Genomic DNA, 25091 nt, shown 5'->3' with positions numbered 1-25091 from the left:
GATTCCGGGCCCTTTCCACGGGCCCGGGAACCCGCGCTACCGCACCACCGGCGTGAACCGCACGGGGAGTGCCGACAGCCCCCGCATCCAGATCGACGGCCGCCATGTCAGTTCCTCCGGGTGCGTCGCCAGCACCAGGTCGGGCAGCCGCTCCAGCAGCGTCTCGACCGCCGTCCGCGCCATCACGTCCGCCAGCAGGGGAGCCGGGTAGGGGCAGCGGTGCTCGCCGTTGCTGAACGACAGGTGCGCGGCGTTCTCCGCGCCCACGTGCCCCTCCGGCCAGATCTGCGGGTCGGTGTTGGCCGCGGCCAGCCCCAGTACCAGGCAGTCGCCGGCCCGGATCTGCCGGCCGCCCAGCTGGACGTCCCGCACCGCCCACCGCCCGATGAAGTTCTGCGTCGGCGTGTCCAGCCACAGCACCTCGTTGAGCGCCTCGCCCACGCTGAGCCGGCCGCCCGACACGTTCACGGCGAACCGCTCGTCCGTCAGCAACAGGCGCAGCGTGTTGCAGATCCAGTTCGCCGTCGGCTGCTGCGCCGCCGCGATCACGGAGATCAGGTCCTGGACGACCTCCTCGTCCGTCAGGCCCGCCGGGTGCGTCAGCATGCGCGAGGTGACGTCCGGGCCGGGGGCGGCCCGCTTGTCCTTCACCAGCTGCCACAGCCGCTCACCGACACGCCCGTACGCCGCCACCGGGTCGTCACCCTCCCCCGCGTCCAGGGAGATCCGCAGGTCGTCGACGAGCCGGCGGGTGTCCTCACCCGAGGTCGGCATCCCGCACAGCTGCACCACGGTGCGCATCGGCAGGGCGTGCGCGTAGTCGGCCATCAGCTCCGCCTGGCCGCTGCCGGCGAACCGGGCGATGAGTTCGTCGGCGATCAGCAGGCAGTCGCGGGACAGCTCGAACTGGTCGATCCCCTCCAGTGCCTCGGTGATCACCCCGGCCCGCCGCCGGTGCTCCTCGCCCTCGGCGAACAGCACCGACGGCTGGTACCCGACGAAGGGCAGCAGCGGCCAGTCCTGCGGGATGTTCTCCCACTGGTTCCAGCGCCGCGAGTCACGTGCGAACAGCTCGTCGTGGCTGGTCACGTACGTGACCTCGGAGTAGCCCAGCACCAGCCAGGCCGGGACGTCGCCGTCGAGCACCACGGGCGCGACAGGACCGTGCTCCCGGCGCAGCGCGCGGTAGAGCTGCGCCGGCGTCTGCTGGTACTCGAGGCCCGTCAGGCGCACCGCGCCGGAGTGGGCGGGACACCCCGGGGGCGCCGGGTGCGCGTAGGGGCCGCCTGGGTCGGTCACAGTGTCGTCTCCTCGGCGATGGCCATGTCGTGGAGGTGGTTCACGAGGGTGATCAGCACGTCCTTGCCGGAGTGCCGGACCCGTGCGTCGCAGTCGACCATCGGCACGTGGGCGGGCAGCGCGAGCGCCTGACGGATCTCGTCCAGGGAGTACCGGTCGGTGTCCTCGTCGAACCGGTTCACGGCCACCACGAAGGGTGTGCGGTGGTGCTCCAGCCTGTCGATCGCGTACCAGGAGTCGTCCATCCGGCGCGTGTCCACGAGGACCACGGCTCCCAGTGTTCCCGAGAACAGCCTGTCCCACAGGAACCAGAAGCGCTCCTGGCCGGGAGCTCCGAACAAGTACAGCACCATGCGGTCGTTGAGGCTGATCCGCCCGAAGTCGAACGCGACCGTCGTGGTGGTCTTCGACGTCACCGCGCCGGTCTCGTCGACGCCCACGCCGGCCTGGGTCATCACCTCCTCGGTGTTGAGCGGCCGGATCTCGCTCACGGAGCGGACCAGGGTCGTCTTGCCGACGCCGAACCCGCCCACGACGACGATCTTCAGACCGGTCTCCGCGGTGTCGTTCAGCGGTGTGCGGTGGGAGGGCAGCTCAGAGGTTGCGGAGCCCATGGAGGACCTCTTGGAGTAGGGCGGAATCAGGCAGGGAGGCGACGGACGGCGCCGCGCGCGGATGGCGGGCGGTGATGCGGCCCGTGTCCAGCAGGTCGCCGAGCAGGATCCGCACCACCATGACCGGCAGCCCGAGCTCCGCGGCGATCTCGACGACGGCGATGGGGTGCCGGCACAGTTCCAGGATCCGGGCGTGCTCCGACTGCATCCCCGGCACCGGCCCGCTCTCGCTGACGATGAGGGTGACCAGGTCGAAGGACTCGTCGGCGCGGCTCCGTCCACCGGTGACGGTGTAGAGCCGGTCCGGATCACCCGTGTCGACGGGTTTGCGCATCACGACGTGCCGCTCCCCCTGGCCTGGTCCCGCGGCTCGGCCCGCAGGTGCTCGCCGAGCTGCTCGACCAGCTCCGTCATCTGGTGGCCGATCACTCCGGGATCGGCGTCCTCCCTGGCGACGACGGCGAGGTGCGCCCCCTCACCGGCCTCCACGATGAACAGCAGGCCGCCGTGGAACTCGGTCATCGACTGCCGGACGCCGCCGGTGCCGTCGCCGAACTCCATGGAGGCACCTTGGGCGAGGGCCTGGATGCCGGAGCAGATCGCCGACAGCTGGTCGGCCCGGTCGAGCGTCAGGTGCTCGCTCCAGCAGAGTTTCAGACCGTCCCGGGACAGGACCAGGGCGTGACGTGTGCCGGGGGTCTGTTCCAAGAGGCCCTGCAGGAGCCAGGTGAGGCTGTTGTCGGTGGTCTGCATGGTGGGTGATGGGACGGTGGCGTCCGGCTGACCGGTCACCGGCCCGTTCCTCCTATCTCACGAGCTCGGGCGGGAAGGGGCGCCGTCGCCCCGGGTGCCGTACGGGAAGGGGTGGGACTACGGAGCGGCAGGCGGCTTTGAGCCGGGCCGGGCGTCCGGGCCGGCGGTGCCGTTCCCGGACTGCCGGGCGCGGTGGAAGGCGCCGAACCGCGAGCCCGCGTCGCGGGCCGGGCGCCGCATCGACGCCGTGTCGCCGGCCTGCTCGGACGCCGACTGGCGTTGCTCGCGTTCGCGCTCCGCCTCGGCCATGGTGCGGCCGGGGGGCCGGACCGGCAGACCGTTCGGCGTGGTGCCGTCGGGCCGCCGGTGCCGTCCCTGGTCGGGCAGTTCGGGCCGTGCGGCGGTGTGTCCGGTGACCGGGGGCAGTGCCGCGGCCGCGGGGCGGACGGTGGCGTCGGGCAGTTCGGGCCGTGCGGTGTGCCCGGTGGCCGGGGGCAGTGCCGCGGGGCGGACGGTGGCGTCGGGCGACGGGGCGGGCGTGAGCGCGGCGGGCATCGCGTCGGGTCGGGGAGCCGTCTCGTGCGGGACCGCGTCGCGCTGCTGGGCCAGCAGGTCCAGGGGCAGCAGGACGACGACGCCGGTGCCACCGCGGGAGGAGGGGCGGTAGTTGACGCTGATGCCGTACTTCGCCGCGAGCCGGCCCACCACGGCCAGGCCGAGCCGGGTGCCCTGCAGCGAGGCGAGGTCGGTGACGCGGCCGGTCACGGCCTCCTCGGCGCGGCGCATCGCCGCGTCGGCCATCTTCAGGCCGCTGTCCTCGATGGTGACGACGATGCCGGCGCTGCGGTCCTCGACGTAGACGTGCACCTCGTCGATGGGCGGGGAGAAGTTCGCGGCGTTGTCCATCAGCTCGGCGAGCAGGTGCATCACACCCTCGGCGGCGAAGCCGGAGACCGCGGCGCGGGTGGAGCAGTGCAGGCGCACCCGCTGGTAGGCGGCGATGCGGCCGACGGCACCGCGCAGGATGCTCTCCATCACGATCGGCTTGTTCCAGGCGCGGCTGGACCTGCCGCCCATGAGCAGCGCCAGCCGGTCGGTCATCAGGCCGAGCTGGGAGGTGCTGTGGTCCAGCTTCAGCAGGTCGCCGAAGACCTCCTCGCCGTGCCGCTCCTGCATCTCCCGCAGGTCGGCGAGCATCCGTACGGCCTTGGCCTGGACGCGGCTGAGCGCCTTGGCGGAGGCGGCCTGTGCCGCGGCGGCGCGCCGCTCGCTGTGGGCGAGCTCGCGGATGAACGATTCGGCCGGGGCACGCAACGCGGGCAGCCGGGGCAGGTCGGCCCCGGCGAGCACGGTGTCGGCGGACCGGCCCTCGCGCAGCCGGGCGACCGCGGCGGGCAGCGTCTCCTTCACGAGGCGCTCGTGCTCGGCCGCCGCCTGCTCCAGTTCGTTCCGCAGCGTGCGGTATTCGCCGTCCAGGGCGGCCGCCCGCCGCACGTCCTCCTCGACGGTGGCGGCGAAGGTGTGCGCGAGCCGCTGCAGTTGCGGGTCGGACGGCGGGGGCACGCTGCCCAGCACGTCGGCCGCGCCCGTGCCCTCCCGCAGCCGCCCGGCCACGGCGGGCAGCGTCACACCGGCCAGGTGCGAGATCTCGGCCGACAACCGTGCCGCTTCCGCCTTGAGACGGCTGTTCTCCGACTCCCGCTCGGCGGCCGCGCGGCGGGCCCGGTGGACGAGCCGGTGGTCGACGAGGACGGTGACGGCCACGCACACCCAGCCGGCCGCCACCACGGCCAGGGCCCACGTGGAGGCGTCGGGCGGCGCCAGGGCGACCGCCGCGCCGCCGGCGGCGGCGCTCGTCACCAGCACGGCCGTCCGTGCGGCGAACGAGGTGCGCGGCGCCCCCACCGGTCGGTGCTGGCTGGGCGAAGCAGGCACTGGCATGGGGCGGTCCCTCGGTCCGTGAGAGCAGGGGAATCGGGGCGGCGGCACGACGGCAGCCGCGGGCCGGGAAAGAGGTCAGCCAACAGGAGGGTGATCTTCCGGCCGCGTACGGCTCATGCTAATCACCCTGACGTGCGAGAAGGCTCCGCTTGTTGCACGGTCCGTCAGCAATCCGAGTTCGTCGTGAACCCATCGCTCGCGCGTCCCGCTGTGGTATCCGGGACGACGCCGGGCGGACCGGGCCGGAGACGCGGGCAGGAACCGCTCTGACGCGCCGCCACACCACCCCGGCCGCCTGGGGCGCACCGACTCCCTCATCCGCACGAGCTGTCGAATTTCAGCCAACTATGCGCACCCCGAACCCGGTTCACGCTCCGGCCCTCGTGACGGCCGGGTTGCCGGGGTGTGGGAATGCCGCTGATCGTGGAGGTTCCGTGACAGCGGCCCGCGAGGAGCGGCAGACGGGTCGGGCTCGTACGCCCTGTATGGGCACCTCGCACTCTTCAGGCGAGATCCGACCGCCCTTTGGTGCCCCTCGTGCTCGTGTCGCCGCTCAGCCGCGCCCGACCGGCCCGCAGGAACGCGACCCGCTCCTGCATCCCGGTTCCCGGAGAACCTCAGTTCCAGCAACCGGTCTTCGCCCCGTCCGTCTCGGAGCCGACCTCGATGTGGAATCCGGAGCCCGAGTCGAACTCCGGCCCGGCGTCGTAGTCGTACTCGATCTTGAGTTGGCGGGCGGTCGTGAACTGCACGGTCAGCGTCAGGGCATCGCCGTCCCCGCCCTTGGTGAAGCACAGTCCGGCTTCCGTGTCGGCGACGTCCGGGTCCGTGGGGTCGGACTGCAGGTGCCAGCCACCCGCCTTGGCGGTGGTGCGGTAGAAGTCGACGACCTCCTGCCGGGAGCCGGGGAAGGCGTAGGTGCGCTCGGCGTACAACCAGGCGTCACCGCTGTCGTCGAGGCATTCCGCCTCCACCGAGGCGAAGTCCTTCGGGATGGTCGCGCCGGGAGGGACGGAAGTCAGTATGGGCTGCGCGCCCAGTTCCTTCACCCGTGCCTTGGTCCCCTCGCAGGTGTTGAACGGGGACAGAGAGGAACAGCCGGTCAGGCCGACGGCCATGAGGGCGGTGGCCAGCAGCAGTGCGGTGGGCAGTACGGTCGAACGGGCTGGGCGCATCGGCGAACGCGGCGGCAGCGGCATGAGGCTCTCCCGGAAGGGCATGGGCGCGGGCTCGAAGGGCTGGTGCGGGGGTGGGGCAGCCGGTCCCGAGGGAGATCGAGACGATCTCGGGCCGGACGGCGCTGGGGGGGGCGGTGGACGCCGGAGGTAGTGCGCGGGTGCCGGAGCACGCTCCCGAAGGGGCGTGCTCCGGCACCCGTTGGCCAGGTCAGTGGGTCAGGGACCGCAAGGGTCGCATGGCCACTGTGGCATCACCTCGCCAGGTATCCCCGGTTGTAGAGCCAGTTCCCGACGCTGTACAAGTACTGCAACAGGCGGCCACGGTTGTTGTAGTAGACCATCTGCCTGCGGTTCCAGCTGCTGCCGACGAAGGCGCGCGCCTGCCGGTTGTTGTACTGGTCCTTGCGGGAGTCGCGACTGCGGTCTCCGTACTCATGGGCGTCGCCGAGCCGCTTGGCGGCAGCCGCGCCGAAGTAGAAGGTCAGTGCTGCCTGCCAGATGAAGTGACGGACGGCGTTGTTGCGTGACTTGCTGGTGCCGATGTTCCACAACAGGATGCCCGACAGGTATGACGCGAAGACGCACCCGCTGTATCCCAGGCTCCAGCATGCCCTGGCCTCCACACGCTTCTTCTTCGAAGAACGCCCGTCCAGGTCGAATTGGTTGACCGGATCGGCATTGGCGTAATCGTATGCGTTGGCGCTGCCGCCCTGGACGGGGTCGGCGGACAGGAAACGGCCGGTGGTCGGGTCGTACAGGCGGGCGCCCATGAGCGACAGCCCGGTGACCGTCTCCGACGAGCGCTGGTGCGCGCCGAGCCAGTTGTACCGGGTGGCCTGCTGGCCGGCCCGGGCGTTGCCGAACTCGTCGGTGTCCAGGACCGTCGGGGCGACCGCGGTGTCGATCGGCAGCTGCAGGGCGATGTCACCGTGCAGGTTGGCCAGTTGAAGCACGGTACCGCCGGTCTTGGTGGTGGTCGCCGCCAGCCTGCTGTTCGGGCCGAGCACATTGCGGGTCACCGCGCCACTGCTCGTGCTCTCCACGATCCAGCGGGGGCTGTCCCCGTCGGAGTCGTAGTGGTTGAGCCGGGATCCGGTCTGGGTCCAGGTTCCGGAGCTGTTGGACTCCGTGGTCCAGGACCGGAAGCGCAGGACGGAGTCCAGCGTCCACGTCTGCCGTTTGGTGCCCGCCGTCTGTCGCCGCACCAGGTCGTTGACGTGGTACTCCAGCGTGGTGCCCGGCTTGGCGGTAGTGCGACCGAACGCGTCGTAGACGTAGCCGGTGGCGATCTGCCGGTCACCGGTGTCGTAGGTGTACGACGTGGTGGTGGCGCCTGAGGTGGTGCAGTCGGCGTTCACCGCCGCGGTGGCCGTGGCCAACGTCTTGCGGTTGGAGTTCTTGTCGAAGGTGTATGCGCGGGTGGTGCAGATCGCGTCGGTGGCGGTGTCCTGTACCTGGGTCAGCCGGCCGGCCGTGTCGTAGGCGTACGCCTGGGAGGCGGTGACACCCGGGGTTCCGGCGTGGGTGGCCTGCTGGCCGTGCACCGTCTCGGTGATGCTGTCGGCGATCACCACGGAGCCGTCGCTGACGCGGGTGACCGTGCGGCTCGTGGTCGTGCCCGCGGGGTCGACGGTGTCCTTCGTGGTGTAACCGCCGGGCAGCCCCTGGGTGACGAGTTCGCCGTCCTCGTCGTACCGGGCGGTGAACGTGCCGGCCACGGAGTCCGTCACCGAGGTGAGCAGACCGCGCGGGTCGACGGCTGTGTCGTAGGTGTAGGTGGTGGTCGACGGCACGTTGTCAGTGACGGTCGTCGGCCGGTCGAGCGCGTCGTACCTGGTGGTGGTAATGCCCCCGTCCGCGTCGGTGTACGTCATCTGACGCCCGAGCCGGTCATAGCTCTTGGTGACGGTGCCGCCGGTCGGCGAGGTGTGGCTGACCGGGAGGCCGGTGGCGTCGTCGAATGCCGTGGTGCCGGAGGGCACGGCGGTGCCGACTCCTCCGGAGACGCTCACGGTCGTTGCCCGGCCGGCCGGGTCGTAACCGGTCGTGGTGGTGCGGGTGACCCCGGTGGCGGTCTCAATGATCTTGGTGGCCTGGCCGAACAGCCCGTACTCAAGGACCTTCGTCGGTAGCTGCGCGGGGTTGGATCCACCGCCGGTGACGTCTGCGGCCGGGGCGATACGGCAGACCTGGTCCGCCCACTCCGGCCTGCCACCACAGGTGCCGGTGCCGTCCGCGGTGTAGTAGGTGGTGATCGTCGTGCCGGCGTCGGAACCGGATGACGCGGGCTGCGACTTGCTGTTCACCCGGCCCTGGGCGTCGTATCCGGTGGTGGTGGTGATCGCCAGACCGCCCGGGTCGACGGTGGTGGCCTTCGGCTGGCCCTTGACCCAGTCGTAGGCGGTCGCGGTGACCCGCGGGTCCGCCGTCAGCATGGGCCAGGAGCGCGGCTGCGCGCCCACCGTGACCTTGGTGACCTGGTCACGGACGACGGCGGTGCCGTCGCTGGGACGCCCCGAGTCGAACTCCCGGACCGTGTGGGCACGTGCCATCAGCTGGGTACCGGCGGCCGCCAGCGTGGTGGAGCCGCTGGTCAGCTTCGCCGACAGGGTGACACGGTGCAGCGGCTCGTAGGTGTCGGTCTCCCGCACACCGTCCGCGTCGTACACCGATGCCGAGGACAGCAGTTGGGCACGCTCGGCGGACGCCAGGGACCTGATGCCCAGGTCCGTCAGTTTGTCCTTGAGCGCGTCCGTGGTGCCGAGTGCGAGTTCGCGGTTGGCCGCGGACAGGCTGCGCACCACGTTGCCGAAACGGTCGTACTCGGTGGCCGACAGGCGGTGGCCCGGTTCGGCCTCATTGACCGCGCGGCCACTGGCGTTCAGATAGTGGATGTCGGCCCGCCCGTAGTCGCCCGCGGACAGGGAGGACCCGTCGTGCGATGCCGGCATCTGGTCGGCGGGGAAGACCGCCGTGGCGTCGGTCGGCGTGTCCGACTGACCCCACGACGCGGTGGCGGCGGCGCCCAGGTTCTCCGGGGCCGCGGAGCCGGTCAGCGGCACTCCGTAGACCACACTGGTGGCGGCGGTGCCGTTGGTCTGGTCCGCGCTGCCCGGAGCGAGCGTGGCCCGGGAGACCTTGAGCAGCATTCCGGAGCCGGACGCCGGACTGGAGTCCACCTGGCCGTAGGTGAACGACCACGGAAGCTGACCTGCGGGCTTGAGCGAGGTCACCCGCCCGGCCGAGTCGTAGCCGTACGCGGTCTTCAGCGCCGGGGAGATCCGGGGGTCCCAGGTCTCGCGAAGTCGGCCGTCGGCGTCGTAGACGTAGCGCGCGACCGTGGTCGCGGTGGACGCCGAGGCGCCGGGGGCGGTCGCCCACAGCTTGACCGACGACACCTGGTCCTTCACGTCGCCGAAGTCCGCGGGCGTGGCGGTGGTGGAGGTCGCGTAGACGAACTCCAGAACGCGGCAGCCCTTGACTGTCGAGTCGGAGGCGCAGGCCGAGTTGGTCGCGGCCGAGGTGGCGGCGACGATCTTCTTGGGCCGGGCGGTCCTGGTCTCACCGACCGTGAACGTCTCCGAGACCGTGGTGGTGGTGGAGTTGTCCACGCCCTCGATCCAGGACGTGCTCGCCCGCCAGGTGTCGCCGCCCGCCTCGACAGGGACGAACCTGCTGGTACCGCCCTCGGTGCTCTTCAGCGTGAAGTCGCTGTCGAAGTCTCCGTCGAGGATGTACTCCTCGGACCCCGGCTCGGCGATCCAGCCGGTGCCGGCCGCGTTGGCGGTGAAGTGGATCTGCGTGTCGTCACCGGCGAGGCCGACACTCAGCGAGGTCGCCGAGGTCTTGTGCAGGTAGGCGAACGGGGTCGTGACCTGGTCGGCCGCGGCGCTGTACAGCCACTCCTTGCCGAAGATCGGGGCTTGTGCGTTGGCGGCCCCGGCCTCGGGGGAACGAGAGGAGGCGCTGCGGGTCAGGCTCATGCCGAAGAACGATGCGTCACCGCCGGAGAGCGTGTAGTCGCCGGTGATCAGGTTGACCTCACCGGGACCGATGCTCTCGCCGGCCGAGCCGTCGGCGTTGCGGTCCACCACGACGCCGACCGGGTCGGACGCGCCGGTCGCCCCTCCGGAACCGGTGAGTTCCGCACGGAGCTGAACGACGCCGTCGGGGTCGACGGTCCTGGTGGCGTTCCAGGTGAGCTGCGGGGTCTTGCCGGAGGAGAGCGCCAGCGGCCAGGAGGCCACCGGGTCGCCGCCGGACGTCACGTCGCCGACCGGGATGTCCGTCCAGTCGTCGGCGTCACCGCGCCGCCACTGGAAGGTCACGGCGTCGAACTTCGGGGACTCGGCCTCCGCGGCCAGCGGCACACGGGCCGCGGTGCGGGTTCCGTCGTCGGGCAGCGTCACGCCGCCGGGGCCGACATGGAAGGTGTACGAGACCGGGTCGGACTTGTTTTCCGCCTTGTCCGTGGCCCGGACCTGAAGGACGTTGGTCCCGGCCTTCTCGGGCGCGATGGTGATCTTCACGGGGGTGGTACCGCTGGTCGGGACCTTCTCCCAGACCGCACCGTCCAGCGACCACTCGATGCCGTTCTGGTCACCGGACGGCGGGGTGACGGTGAAGTCGCCGTTCTGGCCGACGCCCTTGACCCAGGCGTTCGTCGGGTAGTCGGTGGAGGTCACCGAACCCGGCGCGGAGGGGGCGCTGGTGTCGACCGTGAAGGACGCGTAGGCGGACCAGCCGGTGTTGTAGTGCTGTCCGTCGTACGGCGACGTGCGGAACTTGTAGGTCTTGCCGTTGCTCAGCAGACCTGAGGGCACCTTCACCGAGGTCGGCTGCCCCGAGGCCACGAAGGGCGAGACCAGCACGTCCCCGACCTGCGTGTTGGTGGCGCTGTCGAAGATCTGGAAGGTTCCGTCGACCTTGTCGTTGTTGGGGTCGACGAAGGTGTCCTGCAGGGTCGGCGTCGTGGTGTTGACGAACCAGGTGCCGCCGGTGTCCTTGAAGAACGGCGGGCCGGCCTGCTGGTCGGTGCCGGTACGCGGACGGTAGTTGTAGTTGACCGTGAGCTTTGGCGGGTTCGACGCGGCGTTGCCGGAGTTGAACCGCTTCCACGGCGCGCTGACCGCCTCGTCGGTGGCGCGCAGGCCCATATGACCGCGGGTGGTCTTGGCGGAGGCCCACTCCTGTACCAGGGTGGCGACATTCGCGTTCACCCAGCCGTCGGGGGCCGAGGTGCAGGCCGGATTGCCCTTGGTCTCGGTGGAGGTGGTCTTCTTCGCCGTCCAGGCCGGCTGCGAGGTCCAGCGCGAGGAGGTCGATGCGGCTCCGGCGGACCACACCTCCCACGGGTAGGCGCTGCAGTCGGTGTTGCCGGAATGGAAGTTCCACAATGACAGGGTCGCGCTGTTGATCAGGGCGTCCGAGATCGGCGTGGTGTTCCACGAGACGAAGGAACGCGCGGTGCGGAAGGTTCCGTCCGCGTTCTTGGTGCCGGGGTTGCCGAGGTCCAGCTCGACGTCGGAGGACCAGTCCACCGTCTCGCCCTGCTGTACGTACGTGTCGAACACGTTGGACAGCGCGGACGTCGACGGGTCCACCGTCACGGGGTACTTGGTGTCCGGGTCGGCCAGGAACTTCGCGTCCGGGGTGATGACCAGGTCGATCGAGCCGCCCTTGCGGACCACCTTCATACCGACCTCGACCTGGCGGATGTGCTCGCCGGAGACGCGGTCCACGGTGGAGTCCCACATCACCGGGGCTGGCATCACTGCGGTCTTCTTGTTCTTCTTGCCGGTGAACAGCACGCTGCCGTCGCGCTGCAGTTCGGCCTTCAGGCCCTTGGCCTTGAGCGGAAGTGTGTAGGAGAAGCCGCTCTCGGCCGGCTTCTTCTTGATCTCCACGAACTGCTCGAAGCCGATACGGGTCGCCTCGACGACGACGTCGGCTCCCGGCACCGCCTCTGTGTATTCGGCCCGGGTGCCGTCAAGTTTGGGCTTGGGCAGGCCGCCCTTCCACTGCAGGGTGATCCCGTTGTCGCCGTCGCCGAGGGTGACCAGGTCGACAGCCTTGGCGCCCTGGCTCGCCCTGAGCGAGGTCGCGCGGGTGCCGGACTTGCCGGAGATCCGCAGACCGCGTGGGTGGGCCTTGGGCACGACCGCGCCCGAGTCGTCGGTGATCAGATCCAGGTCGACGGGGCGCCATTCGCCACTCTGCTCGTCCTTGAATCGGACCGGACCGGCGGTGATCTCGCTGGTGAGCGAACCGTCCTTGTTGACCCAGGTGGTCGAGGTCTCGGTCCGCTCGGACAGCGCCTCGACCCGCTTGCCCGAAAGCCTCGCGGCGACCCGTGCCGACGGGATGTCCGCCGCCTGGGTCGCGTACTCCTTCGGCGCGGACTCGGGGGCCCTGGTCTCGGCCGCGAATGCGGAGCCGGCCCCGTTGAGGAGGGTGACGGACAGTGCCAGGGACACACAGCCGGCGACGCAACGTCCGGGTCTTCGTGGCCCGAACATGTGATTTCCCATTAAATCCTCGGTCTCTGAATACGTGAATCGACGCCACGTGATCGTGACTGCAACTGATGCGAAACTTACTGGGTGTCAGATCGCTTTAAAGTTGCAGAAATTGGTCAACTTCAAGTCCAAACATTCATTAATTCAGGTGACTTCCACCACAGAACATTCGGCGGACCGCCCGGAATCGCGATCCGGATCACTGAGCCGCGCCCGAAGCCCGCGAACCGGACGGGTCAAACGGGCCCGGACACCCCCGGATCTCTCGGCCGTGGACCCCGGCTCCACCCGGTCGGCCGGAGAACGCCCGGTCATCTCGCCGCCGGAGGGTACCTGGGCGATGCAGCCGTCCACGGAGCTCTCACACCGGCCGAGGCCGATCATCCGGTATACGCATCGAGCGGGAGGGCGTGCACCCGAGCCGGGCGAGCGTGGTCCCCACACGGGCGGGGGTTCCTTGCGCGTCGCAAGCAACCGGTGAGTGAGGCCTACCGGTTCAGCGCTGCGGAGAAGGCCGTCTGCCCGGTGGCCTGCTGTGCCGTGTCCCGGGCATGGCCCGCTCCTCGCCCCATGCCATCGTCCAGCGCCTTTCCGCCGTCTGCCGCGGCGAGCTCCCGAAAGCCCGGAAAAGGCCTCCGCCGCCGATGCTGTCCATCGGCCTGTCCCGCCTCGCGGTGCGGCCGATGGACACGACGCTCGCCGGTGAGTTCCGTCAACAGAACCAGTGCGTCACACCGACGATCACTGAGGCAAGGAAACGGCAGAGACGCACGATGCGGCGCGAGCTCGGCTCCGGCCCCGAGCCTGCCGCAGGGCGGCCGTATGAGGACGGCCTCTCCACGGCGCTGGGCCGGTCGGAGGAGCAGCGCGTCCTATCCGATGATGGCGACGGGAGCGTCCCAGGCATTGCGGTCGACGGTGATGGTGTAACCGCCGCGTGTCTCCTTGCTGTTGACCATGTACTGGTGACCGCGGCTGTGATTGGTGAAGAGCTTGGGGTCCCAGGGCCAGTCCGCGGTGGTGGTGTTCTTCTTGTCCCACAGCGCGTACCAGAGATTGCCCGGCAGGTCGGTCCTGTCGGTGGCTGTTGCGACGGCCTTGGCGCTGGAACTGCTGAAGCCGTAGTAGCCGGCGCGGTAGGTCTTCGCGCGCAGGGTCCTGCTGAAGGAGCGCACGTAGGTCAGGACCGCGTCATTACACGCCTTGTCCGCGACGTCGTACGGCTCCATGTCGAGGTAGATGGCGCTGCCGGCCTTCATACCGAGCGCCGAGGCCTTGGCGACGGCGTCCTTGGCGTTGCTCGCCCCCAGAGAGGCAGCCGTGGCGGCCGTGAACTTCTCCGGGTTCTTGCTCGTCTGACAGGGCGGCTGGGCACCGACATACAGCGGGATGAGCTTCCAGCCGGAGGAGTTGACCGACTTCACCCAGGACGCGGTGAGGTTGGGCTGTGCGCAACCGCGGTTCTTGCCACCGATGTAGACCGCGGCGGCACCGTAGAAGCCGGTCTTCCACGCCCTCATCGCCGCGAGGGAAGGCGCTGTGCAGGTGTCGAACGCCCGCCCCGTGTACGTCTTCTCCGCCGGCCAGGCTGATGCCGCCGTCGAAGTCTGCGCCGCGATCCCGGCACCGGCGACGACAACGACGCCTGCCGTCGACCACGCGATGTAGCGGCCTCTTCTGGACAACCGGTGTCTGGACATTCCCCACCCCGTTCGGATCGCGGCCACGGCCGCAACTGGTGCGCTTGCGGGGGACCGGTGCATGCGGCGGCACACCGTCGGGCGTGGTCACAAGGCTCGGCTCCGCCTGCAGCGGCGCAGTACGGCTCCGGCGTTCGGAGCGCTCAGCACTCTATCCAAGATCTGCAACCGACACCGGTGACCGTACAGACCGAACTTCGCGCGACGCACCCCGGCTTGCCACCGCCCGCTCGAACGGGCCGCGCGGACCGACACGGCGGCCGACGCCCAGGCCGCGTGATCCCACCGTCTCAACCGCCACCCCGAATCCTGCGGCTTCGGCACGCGCTCCGGCGGCTGTCGCAAACGCCCGGCCCAGAGGACCACGCGCGGCCTCCGTTCCGGATCAGAGGCCCTTTCCCAGGTAAAACCGCAGGTGGCGGCAGACGAGTCGGGCTGTACGCCGGGTTCTGTTCCCGGGGTTCCTCGCGGAGCCCCGGGCGACGGCCATCCATCTAGGGCCGGCGTTGCCGCCGGCCTCGTGCGGTCTACCCGCGGACTCGGGCGGGCAGCCCTCGAACGTCCGCGCAGAGCGCTTTTCACGGCGCTCCTCTTGACCTTGCTCCGGGTGGGGTTTACCTAGCTGCCCAGGTCGCCCTGGGCACTGGTGGTCTCTTACACCACCGTTTCACCCTTACCGGGAACCGCCCTCTTCGAGAAGAGCGCAGTCCCGGCGGTCTGCTTTCTGTGGCACTGTCCCGCGGGTCACCCCGGGTGGCCGTTAGCCATCACCCTGCCCTGTGGAGCCCGGACGTTCCTCGGGAAGCCCCGTAAGGGACTCCACGCGGCCGCCCGCCCGGCTCGTCTGCCGTGCCGACCATGGTACCGGGCGCGGGCGGGGCTTCGGCGCGGCGGCCGTCGCCAGGACCGAGCCGGTGAGGATCAGGGCGAAGGCGGCCAGGACGGGAGCGGTCAGGGGCTCGTCCAGGAAGAGCGCGCCGGCGGCCACCGCGATCGCCGGATTGACGTACGTGATCACGGACGCGCGGAGGGGGCCGGCCTCCTTGATCAGCTCCAGGAAGGCGACGAAGGCGATCGCCGTGCAGACGACGCCGAGGGCGGACAGGGCGGCGATGCTCTCGGCCGAGGGCAGGGCCGGCGGGCGGGTCGCGACGGCCGCGGGGGCGTAGACCAGGGCGGCCAGGGCCAGGCAGGGCGTGATGAGGTGCAGCGTCGGGACGTCCTTGAGGTGGCGGTCGGCGATCAGGGGGGCCGTGGCATAGCCGACGACCGTCACCAGGACCTCCGCCAGGGAGAGGGCGTCGCCACCGGTCAGGTGGGGGACGGTGAGGACGCCGACGCCGCCGAGACCGAGCGCCAGGCCCGTGATCCGGCGGACGCCCAGCGACTCCGCCGCGCCGAAGAAGCGGGCCAGCAGGACACCGACGATCGGTACGCCCGCTATCAGCAGGCCCGCCGTGGAGCTGGACAGGTGGCGTTCGGCGTCGGTCAGGGTGTACCAGGGGCCGACGATCTCGATGACCGCGAAGGCCAGCATCGGCTTCCAATGGGTCCGTACGTTCCGGGCCAGGCCGGGTTGGCGCAGGGCGAAGGGGAGCAGGAGGACGGCACCGATCGCGCAGCGCGTGAACACCACCGCCGACGGGGACATCTCGTCCACCGCCACTTTGATCATCAGATAGGGAATGCCCCAGACCACTCCCATCAGGGAGAACAGAGCCCAGCCGCGTGCAGTCATGCGGTGATTGTCGGCCGGGTCAACGGGCGCCGTCTTGAACGCTGTTGCGGTACGCCGCCGGGGTCACCCCCAGGACGCGGCGGAACCAGCGGGTCAGGTGCGCCTGGTCGGCGAAGCCGACGAGGCCGGCCACCTCGGCGGGGCGCGCTCCGGCGTCCAGGAGGGCGCGGGCCCTGGTCACCCGGTACTGGGCGAGCCAGGCGTACGGGGGCATCCCCATCTCCGTACGGAAGGCGCGGAGGAGCTGGTAGCGGGAGAGGCCGAAATCGGCGGCAAGGGCGGCGAGGGAGGGCGGGGCGAGGAGTTCGTCGGCGAGGCGGTCGCGGACGGCGAGGGCGACGGTGCCGGCGCCGGGGACCGCCGTGTCGTCCGCGCGGGCCGTGGAGTGGCGGCGGGCGAGGGCGGTGAGCAGCCAGGGGATGCGGGACTCCGCCTCCAGGGGGTCCGGGCGGGAGCTCACGTCCGTGTGGGCGCGGCGCAGGGCGGTGGCCAGCTCGGGGTCGTCCAGGACGGGCTCGCGGAAGTGCGGGAGGCCGCTGCCGCCGAGGGTGCCGTCGGTGAGGAGGGCGGGGGCGGCGTAGAGGGCGCGGTAGGAGTAGCCGTCGGAGGCGGCGGGGCCGCCGGTGTGCATCTCGCCGGGTTCGAGGACGACGATCGAGCCCGGTCCCGACACGATGCGTCCGCCCCGGTAGGCGATGGCCTCCAGGCCGCCGACGGTGACGCCGACCGTGAACTCCTCGTGGGCGTGGGGGGCGTACTCGTGCCGGCTGAAGCGGGCGGTGAGCAGGTCGAGCGGCGGGCCGCACCGCCCGAGCCGCGCCCTGGTCCAGCGGGCCTGTTCCCGTACGTCCGCCACCGCGCACCCCCCGCCCACAGGGGATCAGAGGAAGTCGGCGGTGTCCAGGTCGAATCCGAAGGGGGCGGGGAGGGTGACCGGTTTGCCGAAGGGGCGGGTGCACCGCTCGCGGTACTCGTCCTTCTCCGGGTCGCCGAACAGCGTGATCGCGGAGGCTTCGCGGTCGACGAGGAGGTAGAGGGGGATGCCTCCGCGGGCGTAGCAGCGGCGCTTGGCCTCTCGGTCCGCCTGAGGCTTGCTGGATGTCACTTCCACCACCATGGCGACGCCGTCGCAGGGCATCCAGGAGTCGGCTCCCCGATAGAGGCGCAGAGCCGTGGGGGCGAAGGTGCCGTCCGGGATGGCGTGGTTCTTCGGGCAGGCTCCGCCGCTCTTCAGCTTGAGGCCTTTGTTCCCGGAGAAGTCCATGTCGGTACGGGACCGCCTGATCACCTGCTTCATGACCAGATTGATGTAGTCCTCATGATCCCCGTCCGGCGGCGGCGTCACAACGATCTCCCCCTCGATCAGCTCGGCCCGGAAACCCTCCGGGGTCTCCAGGGCGAGAAAGCCCTCCAGCAGGACGTCCGCCTGCGAGAGCGGCTCATAAGCCATGGCAGTCATGTCACGCCCCTCCTTCTGTCGCCCGCCAGACTGGGACATCGGCTGATCACCTGTCCGTGAGATCGGGAACCGTTCCCTCGATCGTGGCACAGGATCAGGACCGCCGTCAGGCGACACAGCACTGCCTTGACCCTGCCGCAGCGGCAACGTTTCTACTGGGGCCATGCGGATCGGAGAACTCGCCGCCGCCGTCGGGGTCACCACGCGGGCGGTGCGGCATTACCACCAGTCGGGGCTGTTGCCGGAGCCGGAGCGGCTGGGCAACGGGTACCGGGACTACGGCCTGCGGCATGCCGTCGTGCTGGCGCGGATCAGGCGGCTGACCGAGCTGGGGCTGGGGCTGGCCGAGGTGCGGGACGTGCTCGCGGACGACGCGGGGAAGGATCTCGTCGAGGTGCTGACGGAGCTGGACGAGGACCTGGCGCGGCAGGAGGCCGCGATCCGGGAGCGGCGGGCACGGCTGCGGGGCCTGCTGGAGACGGGGGACGGGCTGACGGCCGAGGGACCGGTCTCCCCCGAGCTGGTCGCGCTGTTCCGGGACACGGCCCGTCTGTCCGACTCCCCCATGGCCGTCAAGGACCGCGAGATACTCGCGCTCATCGAGACCACGGCGTCGCCGGAGGAGCGGGAACGGCTGATCGGGCTGATCGGCGGGGTGGTGGACGCGCTGGGCGGGGCCGAGCGGGCGCATGCGCTGTACGAGATGCTCGACGCGCTCGCCGACGCCGATCCGGACGATCCGCGGGTGGAGGAGGCGGCCCGGGTGCTCGCCGCGTCCGTACCGGACGAGCTGGTCCCGGAGGGGACCGGCGCCGGTGCGGACGACGGCTTCCTGCGGGCCTTCTACGCCGACTTCGCACCGGCCCAGGCGGAGGTGATCCGCCGCATGCTGCGGATCGTCACGGAGGAACGGTCATGAGGGGCGTTCGCGTGGCCCGGGCGCTGGCCCGGCACGAGCTGCGGCTGATGATGAGCCTCTGGCTGTGGGTGGCCCGGCGCAGACACGGTGTCGGCGGCGGTACGGCGTTCGGGTACGCGCGCGGGCAGGCGGCCCTGATGTACGGGTTCACGTTCGTGTGCGTGGTCGAGACGGTGGCGCTGTCCGTGCTGCTGGGCGACTGGCCGACGGTGCACGCGGTGGTGCTCTTCCTGGACGTGTACACCGTCGTCTTCGTCGTCGCCCTGCACGCCGCGTCCGTCGTGCGCCCGCACGTGGTGGACGCCGGGGTCCTGCGGGTCCGCCGGGCCGTCCACGTCGATCTGCGGATACCGGTCGAGCGGATCGCCTCGGTCCGGCGTGAGCTGCGGATGACGCACGAGCCGGCCGACGGCGAGCTCGATCTCGCCGTCGGGTCGCAGACGACCGTCACAATCGAGCTCACCGAGCCGGTCACCCACGTCACCTTCCTCGGCCGCCGCCACGACGTCCGCGTGGTCCGCTTCCACGCGGACGACTCCGACGGGCTCGTACGCGCGCTCGCCGCGACCCCTCTCCCCGGTGACGGCGCCCGACCGGACGGCTGACGCGCGCTGTCCTTCCGGACCCGGCCGTACGGCGCGCTCTCCCCGGAACCGGCGGGGCGCTTCACCGGGAGGGGCTTCGGCCCGGCCGTCCTCCACGGCGCCGGACCGGGCCGTCCGGCACGCGCCGTACGCTGGCGTCGAGCTCGATCGAAGGAGTACGTGTGCTTGTCCTGCTGCCGCCGTCCGAAGGCAAGGCCGCTTCCGGCCGCGGTGTCCCGCTGAAGCCCGAGTCGCTGTCGCTGCCGGGGCTGGCCGCCGCGCGGGAGGCCGCCCTCGCCGAGCTGGTGGACCTGTGCGCCGGCGACGAGGACAAGGCGCGCGAGGTGCTCGGGCTGAGCGAGGGGCTGCGGGGCGAGGTCGCGAAGAACGCGCAGCTGTGGACCGCCGGGGCGTGGCCCGCCGGGGAGATCTACACCGGGGTGCTGTACGACGCCCTGGACCTGGCGTCCCTGGACGCGGCGGCGAAGCGGCGGGCGGCGGCGTCCCTGCTGGTGTTCTCCGGATTGTGGGGCGCGGTCCGGGTCACCGACAGGATCCCCTCCTACCGCCTCTCGATGGGCGTGAAGCTGCCCGGCCTCGGCGCGTTGAGCGGGCACTGGCGTGCGCCGATGGCCCAGGTGCTGCCCGAGGCGGCCGGGGACGGGCTGGTGCTGGACCTGCGGTCGGCGGCGTACGCGGCGGCCTGGAAACCGAAGGGCGAGGTCGCCGGGCGGACGGCGACCGTACGCGTGCTGCACGCGCCGACCCGGAAGGTGGTCAGCCACTTCAACAAGGCGACCAAGGGGCGGATCGTACGGAGCCTGCTGACGGCCGGGACCGTGCCGGAGGACCCCGCCGGGCTGGTGGAGGCGCTGCGGGACCTCGGACACGAGGTGGAGGCGGCGGCGCCGGCCAGGGCGGGGTCGGCGTGGGCGCTGGATGTGCTGGTGGACGAGGTGCACTGAGCGCGTATTGCATGATGCGCAACGACCTTTGCGCGGTGCGCATCGGTGTGGGCAGGATGACGTCATGCGCTCTCCCCTGCCCTCCTCCGTGCTGGACCTCGCCCCCGTCGTGCCCGTCGTCGTCATCGAGGACGTCGCCGACTCCGTACCGCTGGCGCGTGCGCTGGTGGCCGGGGGCCTGCCCGCGATCGAGGTGACCCTGCGGACGCCCGCCGCGCTCGACGCGATCCGGGCGGTCGCCGGTGAGGTCCCGGAGGCCGTGGTCGGCGCCGGGACGGTGATCACGCCGGAACAGGTGGACGCGGCGGTGACGGCCGGGGCGCGGTTCCTGGTCAGCCCGGGGTGGACGGACGTGCTCCTCGATGCCATGCGGGCGTCCGGGGTGCCGTTCCTGCCGGGGGTGTCCACTGCTTCCGAAGTGGTGGCACTCCTTGAGCGCGGGGTGCGGGAGATGAAGTTCTTCCCGGCGCGGGCGGCGGGCGGTACGGCGTACCTGAAGTCGCTCGCCGGCCCGCTTCCGCAGGCCCGCTTCTGCCCGACCGGGGGCATCGGCCCCGATTCCGCTCCGGACTATCTCGCGCTGCCCAACGTGGGGTGTGTGGGCGGGAGCTGGATGCTCCCGGCGGACGCGGTGGCGGACCGGGACTGGGGCCGGGTCGAGGCGCTGGCCCGTGCGGCGGCGGGGCTCAGCGCAGGTGCGAGGTGTCGTTGAACAGACGGACGCTCGCGTTGCCGTCGGCGTAGTACGCCACGGCGGAGAGTGAGGCCGCCGACAGCTCCATACGGAACAGGGCCTCGGGCGGGGCGCCCAGGGCGAGGCGTACGAGGGTCTTGATCGGTGTCACGTGGGTGACGAGCAGGACCGTGCGGCCGGCGTACGCGGCGGTCAGCCGGTCGCGGGTGGCGGCGACCCGGATGGCGGTGGCCGCGAAGCTCTCGCCGCCGCCGGTGGGTTCGGCGTCCGGGGAGGACAGCCAGGCGTTCAGGTCGTCGGGGTGGCGTTCCCGGACCTCGCCGAAGGTGAGGCCCTCCCAGGCGCCGAAGTCCGTCTCGCGCAGCCCGTCATCCACGCTCACGTCGAGACCGAGACGGGCGGCGACGATGCCGGCGGTCTCGCGGGTACGGGCGAGGGGTGAGGCGACGACCGCCTGGACGGTGCCGCGCCGGGCGAGGAACCCGGCGGCCCTCTCGGCCTGTTCCCGGCCGACGGCGGAGAGGGAGGGGTCACTGCCGCCACTGCCCGAGAAACGCTTCTGCGGGGTCAGCGGGGTCTCACCGTGCCGCAGCAGCACGAAGGTCGCGGGCGGTCCCAGATCGGCGGGCGCCCACCCGGCACCGGGCGTGGTGACGGCCCGCGCGGCACGGACGTCGGTGCGGTCGGCTCCGGTGCCGCTGTCGGCGGCCTCGGCAACGGTGGCGTTCCCGGACGCGACACCGGTTCCGACCGCCCGCGCATCGGCGGTCCCGGGAGCAGCGGTGGAGTCACCGGTCGTGGGGTCCTCGGCGCCCGGGCGGGGAGAACCGGTGACGTCGTCGGACGCGGCGTCCGCCCCTGCCGCCCGCACATCCGCGTCGGCCTTCGCACGGTCGGCGTCCGCCCCTGCCGCCCGCGCGTGCCCGGTATCGGTCTCGGCGGTGGAAGAACGCCCGGCCGCCGAGGCCGACGCCGCCCGGACACGGGCCGCGCCCGCTGTCGCATCGCCGGACGGGCCCGCGGGGTCGGGTGCCGTGGGACGGGCCGGCGGGGTGTCCAGGGCGGCCCGGGAGGTCGCCGCCGACCACGCCTCACCCCGTTTGCCCGCGTCCATCGCCTCGTTCGCCAGACGGTCGGCGTGTTTGTTCTGGGCGCGGGGGATCCACTCGTAGGTGACCCGCTCCGGCGGGAAGACCCGCGCCGCCTGAGCCGCGAGCGGTTTCATCGCCGGGTGCTTGATCTTCCAGCGGCCCGTCATCTGCTCGATGACGAGCTTGGAGTCCATCCGGACATGGACCCGTGCCTGAGGATCCAGCTCGTGGGCGGCGCGCAGGCCGGCCAGCAGGCCCCGGTACTCGGCGACGTTGTTCGTGGCGACGCCGAGGTACTCGGCCGCCTCCACCAGGGTCTCCCCCGTCGCCGCGTCACCCACCACGGCCCCGTAGCCCGCGGGCCCCGGGTTGCCCCGCGACCCGCCGTCCGCCTCGACGATGAACTCCCGCATCGCCAAGAACCCTTACAGCCCCGACTCCGACGTACGCACCAGGATGCGCCGGCAGTTCTCGCAGCGCACCACCGTGTCGGGCGCCGCGGACCGGATCTCGCTCAGCTCGGTGATCGCGAGCTCCTGGCGGCAGCCCTGGCAGGTACGGGCGTACAGCTTCGCCGCGCCGACGCCGCCCTGCTGCCCGCGCAGCTTCTCGTACAGGCTCAGCAGCGGGGCGGGCACGGAACCCGCGACGACCTCGCGCTCCTTCGTCACCGAGGCCGCCTCGCCGTCGATCTCCTCGACGGCCGCGTCCCGGCGCGCGGTGGCGTCGTCGATCTTCCCCTGTACGGAGCCGACCCGCTCGGTCAGCTCGGCGACCCGCTCCTGCGCGGACTCGCGGCGCTCCATGACCTCCAGGACGACGTCCTCGAGGTCGCCCTGCCGCTTGGCGAGGGAGGTGATCTCGCGCTGGAGGTTCTCCAGGTCCTTGGGCGAGGAGACGGCACCGGAGTCGAGGCGCTTCTGGTCACGGGTGGCACGCTGGCGCACCTGGTCGACGTCCTGCTCGGCCTTGGTCTGCTCGCGGGCGCAGTCGCTCTCCTCGGTCTGCGCGGCGACGAGCAGGTCGCGCAGCTGGGTGAGGTCCCGGTTCAGCGACTCGATCTCGGCGTGCTCGGGCAGCGACTTCCGCTTGTGCGCGAGCTGCTGGAGGCGGACGTCGAGGTCCTGGACGTCGAGGAGTCGGATCTGGTCGGCGGGCGCGGCGTTCAGTTGGGGGCTCCAGATGTGTCGGTGGTGGTGGACGCCGCGTGGGCGGTCCAGGGGTCGGTGACCGTCTTCGAGACGTGGACCCGCAGGCCCCATCCGTGACGGTCGGAGATCTCGTCGAGCTGGGCTGCGGCCAGCTCGCACCAGGGCCATTCCGTGGCCCAGTGCGCCGCGTCGAGCAGCGCGAGGGGACCGTGGGCGCGGTCCGCGACGAACTCGGACGCCGGGTGGTGGCGCAGGTCCGCGGTGAGGAAGGCGTCCACGCCGGCGGCCCGGACGTGGTCGAAGAGGCTGTCGCCGGAGCCGCCGCTGACGGCGACCGTGCGCACCGGCGCGTCGGGGTCGCCGGCGACACGGATGCCCTGCGCGGTGGCGGGGAGCCGTTCGGCGGCGCGGGCGGCGAGGTCGCGGACGGTCAGCGGGTGGTCCAGCTCGCAGACGCGGCCGAGTCCCCGGCGGCCCTCGGGGTCGGTCGGGTCCGGCACCAGGGGTCGTACGACCCTGAGGTCCAGGGCGCCGGCGAGGGCGTCCGAGACTCCCGGGTCGGCGGTGTCGGCGTTGGTGTGGGCGACGTGCAGCGCGATGTCGTTCTTGATGAGCGTGTGCACCACGCGGCCCTTGAAGGTGGAGGCCGCGACCGTGGTCGTGCCGCGCAGATAGAGCGGGTGGTGGGTGACCAGCAGGTCGGCGTCCAGCTTCACCGCCTCGTCGACGACCTCCCGGACCGGGTCGACGGCGAACAGGACCCGCGTGACCTCCTGGTCGGGCTCGCCCACGACCGTGCCGACCGCGTCCCAGGACTCGGCCCGCTCGGCGGGCCACAGGTTCTCCAGCGCGGCGATGACTTCAGACAGACGGGGCACACCTGAAAGGCTACCTGGCTGTTTCGTACGGCAGTACCGGCGTCCTGGAGCACACACCCCTTCCCTTCCTCAGGCGAATCGTTCCTGGAGCACCCTTACGTGTGAAGTGCGGGCCCACCGGTTCGCCGTCTGTGCATGCGCGACCTACTTTCGTCACCGGAGGTGACCGAACGATGACGGTCTGTGCCATCGAACCTGCGGCGGGACACAAGGACGGAGCCGGGCGAGCGGGCTGCACCATCACCGCCGACGGCTCCTACGCCGCACGCCTCGCCCTCGCCGGCGACTCCTTCTTCCCGGAGCGCTGGACCCTGGACGGTCCCGAGCCCTACGCGGTGCCGCTGCCCGGCAACCAGCCCGAGGAACCCGGTACCGAGGTGCAGCCCCTGAGCGACGGGCGGGTCCTCATCCACCGGCTGGCGGGCGGACGGCACGCCTTCTCCCTGCTGTACCCGACCGGCCCCGGCACCGGTGAGCTGCCGCTGGGCACGGTCGAGTGCCCGGACGAGGGCATCCGGCTGCGGCTGCTGCCGCCCGCGCCGGGCGGGGAGCGGGCGTACGCCCTCGCCGTGGGCCGGCGGTCGACGGTGGTGTGGCTGGTGGCGGGCGGCGCGTTCGGGCCCGAGCAGCTCGCGGAGGTTCCCGGGCGCTGCTCGGGCGGGGTGTGGCTGGACCGCGAGGGGCGGATGCTGGCGCTGGACCGGGAGACCGGCGGGCGCACCAAGGCGGTCGTGGTGGACCTGGAGCGCGGCGGCGAGATGTCCCCGCTGCTGCAGATCGCCGACGGGAGCGACGACCGGGTGCTGCTCGCCGACCCGGACAGCGGGCTGCTGCTGATCCGCTCGGACGCGCCGTCACCCGGGCGGGACCGGCTGGGCTGGGGAGTGCTGGGCAGCACGCTGCCGGTGCGTTTCCCGGAGTGCCTGCGGCTGGCGGACTGCACGGTCACGCCGTTCGCGATCCAGCCGGGGCAGATGCTGACGCCGGAGGCCTGCGCGGTGGCGCTGCGCGTCGACGGCGCGTTCGGCAGCTGGGTCGGGATGTGGCGGCCGGCGGAGCGGCAGGTGCACCACTTTCCGGCGCCGGCGGGGTGGCTGGCCGGCTCGGGGCTGTGGACCGCGGACGGGGTGCTGCGGCTGCCGTACACCACCGGGGCGGTGCCGTGCGGTGTCGCCGGGCTGAGGGCGCCCGGGCAGGAGCGGCGGCGGGAGGGGTTGGACGTCCGTCCGGTGGTGAGCCTTCCGGAGGCTCCGGGCCGTCCGGTGTCCGCCGGGCCCGGACCGGAACCCGGGCCCACGCCCGGCCTCGTACCTGACGGCCGGCTCTCCACCGCCGCGGGGCCCATGGCCGGAGGCCGGATGCCGTCCGCCGCCGCACCCATGACCGAAGGCCGACTCGCGTTCCCCGCCGGGCCCATGGCCGAAGACCGCACCCCTTCCGCCGCCGCGCTCATGACCACCGGCCGACTCGCCACCACCGCACCCACGACCGAAGACCACACCCCCTCCACCATCGCACTCACAGCCGAAGACCGACTCGCCTCCCCCACCGGACCCGTGAACGAAGACCACAACCCCTCCACCGCCACACTCACGGCCGAAGGCCGACT

The 25091-nt window shown here is 71.6% G+C and carries 18 protein-coding genes, 1 other RNA gene and 1 pseudogene; 5 read left to right on the top strand and 15 right to left on the bottom strand.

Going from position 1 to position 25091, the window contains the following annotated elements; translation table 11 throughout:
- Positions 1–36: 36 nt before the first annotated feature.
- The 12 genes and pseudogenes from ACH4VX_RS01885 to ACH4VX_RS01830 form a co-directional block, all read right to left on the bottom strand.
- The gene (locus ACH4VX_RS01885; RefSeq protein WP_398365098.1) at positions 37–1299 is read right to left on the bottom strand and encodes a cytochrome P450; all 1263 of its coding nucleotides are present in this window, start codon (positions 1297–1299) and stop codon (positions 37–39) included.
- Positions 1296–1913 carry a GTP-binding protein gene (locus tag ACH4VX_RS01880; protein WP_398365096.1) on the bottom strand — a complete coding sequence of 206 codons (618 nt, stop codon included), beginning with the start codon at positions 1911–1913 and terminating at the stop codon, positions 1296–1298. Before ACH4VX_RS01880 ends, ACH4VX_RS01885 begins: the two co-directional genes overlap by 4 nt.
- Positions 1894–2250 carry a DUF742 domain-containing protein gene (locus ACH4VX_RS01875; protein WP_398365094.1) on the bottom strand — a complete coding sequence of 119 codons (357 nt, stop codon included), beginning with the start codon at positions 2248–2250 and terminating at the stop codon, positions 1894–1896. The genes ACH4VX_RS01880 and ACH4VX_RS01875 overlap by 20 nt, the downstream gene beginning before the upstream one ends.
- On the bottom strand, positions 2247–2666 hold the full coding sequence (locus ACH4VX_RS01870) for a roadblock/LC7 domain-containing protein (protein ID WP_398365092.1): 420 nt from the start codon (positions 2664–2666) through the stop codon (positions 2247–2249). Before ACH4VX_RS01870 ends, ACH4VX_RS01875 begins: the two co-directional genes overlap by 4 nt.
- Before the next feature lie 117 nt (positions 2667–2783).
- Positions 2784–4607 carry an ATP-binding protein gene (locus ACH4VX_RS01865; protein WP_398365088.1) on the bottom strand — a complete coding sequence of 608 codons (1824 nt, stop codon included), beginning with the start codon at positions 4605–4607 and terminating at the stop codon, positions 2784–2786.
- Between the two features lie 617 nt (positions 4608–5224).
- Positions 5225–5806, bottom strand: coding sequence for a hypothetical protein (locus tag ACH4VX_RS01860; RefSeq protein ID WP_398365086.1), 582 nt, complete (start codon positions 5804–5806; stop codon positions 5225–5227).
- 230 nt (positions 5807–6036) lie between these two features.
- Entirely contained in the window at positions 6037–12303 is a 6267-nt protein-coding gene (locus tag ACH4VX_RS01855) for an RHS repeat-associated core domain-containing protein (protein WP_398365084.1), read from the bottom strand.
- 872 nt (positions 12304–13175) lie between these two features.
- Positions 13176–14003, bottom strand: a complete 828-nt coding sequence (locus ACH4VX_RS01850; RefSeq protein ID WP_398365082.1) for a glycoside hydrolase domain-containing protein — start codon at positions 14001–14003, stop codon at positions 13176–13178.
- Positions 14004–14425: 422 nt separating this feature from the next.
- Positions 14426–14846: RNase P RNA component class A (gene rnpB, locus ACH4VX_RS01845), an RNA gene on the bottom strand.
- Positions 14847–14961: 115 nt separating this feature from the next.
- Positions 14962–15741 (bottom strand): annotated as a pseudogene (locus ACH4VX_RS01840) (DMT family transporter); the annotation flags it as partial.
- Between the two features lie 19 nt (positions 15742–15760).
- A complete protein-coding gene (locus tag ACH4VX_RS01835) occupies positions 15761–16597 on the bottom strand; it encodes an AraC family transcriptional regulator (protein ID WP_398365080.1) in 837 nt (278 codons plus the stop codon).
- A 24-nt stretch (positions 16598–16621) separates the two neighbouring features.
- On the bottom strand, positions 16622–17191 hold the full coding sequence (locus ACH4VX_RS01830; protein ID WP_398365395.1) for a Uma2 family endonuclease: 570 nt from the start codon (positions 17189–17191) through the stop codon (positions 16622–16624).
- A 172-nt stretch (positions 17192–17363) separates the two neighbouring features.
- On the opposite strand from ACH4VX_RS01830, the gene ACH4VX_RS01825 reads away from it, so the two are divergent.
- From ACH4VX_RS01825 to eda, 4 genes are all read left to right on the top strand, one after another.
- A complete protein-coding gene (locus ACH4VX_RS01825) occupies positions 17364–18119 on the top strand; it encodes a MerR family transcriptional regulator (protein WP_398365078.1) in 756 nt (251 codons plus the stop codon).
- Positions 18116–18724 (top strand): hypothetical protein, encoded by a 609-nt coding sequence (locus ACH4VX_RS01820; RefSeq protein WP_398365076.1) that lies wholly within the window; start codon positions 18116–18118, stop codon positions 18722–18724. Before ACH4VX_RS01825 ends, ACH4VX_RS01820 begins: the two co-directional genes overlap by 4 nt.
- Before the next feature lie 161 nt (positions 18725–18885).
- Entirely contained in the window at positions 18886–19668 is a 783-nt protein-coding gene (gene yaaA, locus ACH4VX_RS01815; protein ID WP_398365074.1) for a peroxide stress protein YaaA, read from the top strand.
- A 64-nt stretch (positions 19669–19732) separates the two neighbouring features.
- Positions 19733–20380: a bifunctional 4-hydroxy-2-oxoglutarate aldolase/2-dehydro-3-deoxy-phosphogluconate aldolase gene (gene eda / locus ACH4VX_RS01810; RefSeq protein ID WP_398365072.1), complete on the top strand. Its 648-nt coding sequence runs from the start codon at positions 19733–19735 to the stop codon at positions 20378–20380.
- On the opposite strand, the gene ACH4VX_RS01805 is transcribed toward eda, so the two are convergent.
- Genes ACH4VX_RS01805 through ACH4VX_RS01795 form a run of 3 tightly spaced genes read right to left on the bottom strand, consistent with a single transcriptional unit; the run spans position 20355 to position 23482 of the window.
- Positions 20355–21866: a bifunctional RNase H/acid phosphatase gene (locus ACH4VX_RS01805; RefSeq protein WP_398365070.1), complete on the bottom strand. Its 1512-nt coding sequence runs from the start codon at positions 21864–21866 to the stop codon at positions 20355–20357. The two genes, eda and ACH4VX_RS01805, sit on opposite strands and share 26 nt — an antisense overlap.
- Before the next feature lie 12 nt (positions 21867–21878).
- Positions 21879–22622 (bottom strand): zinc ribbon domain-containing protein, encoded by a 744-nt coding sequence (locus ACH4VX_RS01800; protein ID WP_398365394.1) that lies wholly within the window; start codon positions 22620–22622, stop codon positions 21879–21881.
- Positions 22619–23482, bottom strand: coding sequence for a Nif3-like dinuclear metal center hexameric protein (locus tag ACH4VX_RS01795; protein ID WP_398365068.1), 864 nt, complete (start codon positions 23480–23482; stop codon positions 22619–22621). Before ACH4VX_RS01795 ends, ACH4VX_RS01800 begins: the two co-directional genes overlap by 4 nt.
- 173 nt (positions 23483–23655) lie before the next feature.
- Between ACH4VX_RS01795 and ACH4VX_RS01790 the strand changes: the two genes are divergently transcribed.
- Positions 23656–25091 (top strand): hypothetical protein (locus ACH4VX_RS01790; protein WP_398365066.1); only part of this gene is annotated, 1436 nt, incomplete at its 3' end.

The sequence above is a fragment of the Streptomyces sp. NPDC020731 genome, from assembly GCF_044334705.1.
Lineage (GTDB): Bacteria > Actinomycetota > Actinomycetes > Streptomycetales > Streptomycetaceae > Streptomyces.
The sequence above is the reverse complement of the archived record's forward strand: the minus strand, read 5'-3'. Positions and strand labels throughout refer to the sequence as shown.